The sequence below is a fragment of the Streptomyces sp. NPDC046335 genome, from assembly GCF_055587985.1.
The window spans coordinates 1-2925 of record NZ_JBVJFF010000017.1 but is presented as its reverse complement, the minus strand read 5'-3'; the positions used below and the strand labels follow the sequence as shown (position 1 = coordinate 2925).

The window sequence follows — 2925 nt, the reverse complement described above, 5'->3', positions numbered from 1 at the left end:
GCCCCTAAACCATACCCCAAAGCAGTCCCCCCTCTTTTTTTGCTCTCCCCCCCCCCGCGGGTCGTGTCTTTCCCCCCCCCCTCTTGCGGGTTTTCCCCCCGACGCCGTTTCGTCACGGCGCTTCGTACGCCGTCAGGAGCGCGACAGGTGCAGCGCCGCGGGTTCCACCGGCCGGCCCGGGAGCGACGGCAGGTACTCCGGCACCGGAACATCCGCCGCCGCCCGGGGCGAGCGCGTGAGCACGACCACCCCGTACGCGGCCACCGCGGCGCCCGCCACCGCGAGCAGGATGCCCACGACGCCGCCCTGGAGCCGTTCCCCGAGCAGCGCCACCCCGATGACCGAGGCCGCGACCGGGTTGGAGAGCGTCACCACGGCGAGCGGGGCGCCGAGGCCGCCGCGGTAGGCGGTCTGCGAGAGCAGCAGGCCGCCGGCGGCGAACGCGGCCACCAGCAGTGCCACGATCACGACCTTCGGGCCGAGCAGCGGCCCCGAGCGGTCGGTGACGGCGACCGTCACGGTCTGCGTGAGCGCCGACGCGACGCCGGACGCGAAGCCCGACGCGGTCGCGTGCCGCAGCCCCGGCCGAGTGCCGGGCCGCGAGAGCACCCCGATGGCGACCATGGTCCCGGCGGCCACCACCAGCGCCTCCGGCACGGTCAGGGTGTCGTCCGGCGCAGGACCCGAGGCGGTCAGGAGCAGCGCGCCGAGGCCGATGAGCGTGAGCCCGGTGCCGCGCCACTCCAGACGCGTGACCCGGCGCCCCGCGAGGCGCGCGCCGAGGGGCACGGCGGCGACCAGGGTGAGCGCTCCGAGGGGTTGGACCAGCGTGAGCGGGCCGTACTTCAGGGCGGCCACGTGCAGCAGCGCGGCGGCCGCGTTGAGCCCGACCGAGGACCACCAGACGCCGCTGCCGAGCATCCGCAGGGCCCCGCTCTCGCCCTCGGTGACCCGGGCGGCGAGCCGCTCCTGGGCCACGGCCGCGGCCGCGTACGCGGCGGCCGAGACGAGGGAGAGCGCGACCGCGACAAGCGTGGCGTTCACCGTCCGGCCCCCGAAGCGATCAGCTCGGGCGCACCCGCCGCGGCCTCGTGCGCCGGAGGCTCGTACGCCGCGGGCTCATGCCCCACAGGCTCATGCGCCGTACCGGAGGAGTGCCGCACGACCAGGGACCGCTCCGGCCGCGGCAGGCGGATCACCGCGAGCGCGACGCCGAGCAGGACGGTCGCCATGATCGCGTCCAGCCAGTAGTGGTTCGCCGTGCCGACGACCACGAGCAGCGTCAGGAGCGGATGCAGCAGCCACAGCCAGCGCCACCGCGTCGAGGTCGCGACGATCATGCCGACGGCGACCATCAGGGCCCAGCCGAAGTGCAGCGAGGGCATGGCCGCGAACTGGTTGGCCATGGTGTCCGTCGCGGGCTTGGCGGCGTACACCGAGGGCCCGTACACCTGTGCGGTGTCCACGAGGTGGGCGGCGCCCAGCATCCGCGGCGGCGCGAGCGGGAACCCCAGGTGCAGGACGAGCGCGGCGGCGGTCAGCGCGGCGAGCGCCCGGCGGGCCCATACGTAGTGCCGGGGGCGACGCGCGTAGAGCCAGACGAGGAACAGCAGGGTCGCCGGGAAGTGCACGGTCGCGTAGTAGGTGTTCGCGACGTGGATCAGCGGCTCGCCGTGCAGCAGGAGATCCTGCACGGCGCCCTCGCCGGGCAGGCGCAGGGTCCGCTCGGCGTCCCACACGTGGTGCGCGTTGCGGAAGGCCTCGGCGGTGTGTCCGTTGGCCAGCTGCCTGCCGAACTTGTAGACGAGGAAGAGTCCTATGACGAGGAGGAGCTCGCGGACGAGGGGCGGTCGGGCAGATGTGTCCGGCTCCCGGACGGTTGTGTCCGGCTCCCGTTCGGCAGGCTCGGTTCGGGATTTCATCCCCCGGCCCCTTTACGTGACGACTGGGTGGTGCGGTCCTGAGCGAGGGATCGCCCCACTCATCGATACGCCAGTGTACCGATACGGAGGCGTACCGGTACACTGGCGTATCGATGGGGGCCGATGGCACCGGTTCGGCCCTCGTACCGAGGAGAAGAGTCATGACGTCGACGTCGAGCCGCTCGAAGATCACGCCGGAGCGTGAGCAGGAGTTCTACGACGCCGTCCTCGACCAGCTCCGCCAGTGCGGGTACGAGTCCCTGACCATGGAGGGCGTGGCCGCGAGCACCCGGTGCAGCAAGTCCACGCTCTACCGGCAGTGGAAGACCAAGCCGCAGTTCGTGGCGGCGGCGCTGCGGGCCAACCGCTGTGTGCGCTTCCAGGGCATCGACACCGGCAGCCTCGCGGGGGACCTGCGGGCGGCGGCCCGGGTCGCGGGCGAGGAGTCGGGGCGGGACACCATGCTGGTCCAGGCGCTCAGCCACGCGGTCCTGCAGGACGTCGACCTTCAGCGGGCGCTGCGCGAGACGCTGGTCGAGCCGGAGCTCCAGGCCATGGACGCGATCATCCGGCGGGGCGTCGAGCGCGGCGAGATCGCGGCGGGGCACCCGGCGGTGGAGTTCGTCACGGTGCAGCTCTTCGGCGTGCTGCGGGCCAGACCGGTCATCGAGGGCGCACACGCCGACGAGGAGTATCTGACCCGTTTCGTCGAGGCCTGCGTGCTGCCCGCGCTCGGCCTCACCTGAATCGTGGGCCCGGGTCTGTCGGATGACGGGACCCGGGTCCGCCCGCGCCGCACCGTGGGGACGGGGGCGGCGCGCACCCCCGGGCCGGACGGGGTTCCTCCTGAGCGGCGAGGAGCCCCGGCCGGCCCGCTGGTTCGGCGGACCGTGGGGGGGGGTTGGGGGGACCGGCCCACGGTTGCTGTTAGGAGGATTTCCCCCTTTCTTTACCGCCGACGGGGCATGCCTTTCTTTCCCTTGTTACTTTTTCCCCTGTGGGA

3 protein-coding genes are annotated in these 2925 nt (G+C 73.0%); 1 reads left to right on the top strand and 2 read right to left on the bottom strand.

Annotated features, from left to right (window positions below):
- Positions 1–132 precede the first annotated feature (132 nt).
- Positions 133–1044 carry a DMT family transporter gene (locus ACZ6JY_RS34360; RefSeq protein WP_469202351.1) on the bottom strand — a complete coding sequence of 304 codons (912 nt, stop codon included), beginning with the start codon at positions 1042–1044 and terminating at the stop codon, positions 133–135.
- Entirely contained in the window at positions 1041–1922 is an 882-nt protein-coding gene (locus ACZ6JY_RS34355; RefSeq protein WP_469202349.1) for a phosphatase PAP2 family protein, read from the bottom strand. The genes ACZ6JY_RS34360 and ACZ6JY_RS34355 overlap by 4 nt, the downstream gene beginning before the upstream one ends.
- Positions 1923–2083: 161 nt before the next feature.
- Between ACZ6JY_RS34355 and ACZ6JY_RS34350 the strand changes: the two genes are divergently transcribed.
- The gene (locus tag ACZ6JY_RS34350; RefSeq protein ID WP_447041500.1) at positions 2084–2668 is read left to right on the top strand and encodes a TetR/AcrR family transcriptional regulator; all 585 of its coding nucleotides are present in this window, start codon (positions 2084–2086) and stop codon (positions 2666–2668) included.
- Positions 2669–2925 lie beyond the last annotated feature (257 nt).

Bases quoted from the DNA above. Each gene is read 5' to 3' on its own strand.
- ACZ6JY_RS34355 (WP_469202349.1), bottom strand. From the start codon at position 1,922: ATGAAATCCCGAACCGAGCCTGCCGAACGGGAGCCGGACACAACCGTC.
- ACZ6JY_RS34350 (WP_447041500.1), top strand. From the start codon at position 2,084: ATGACGTCGACGTCGAGCCGCTCGAAGATCACGCCGGAGCGTGAGCAG.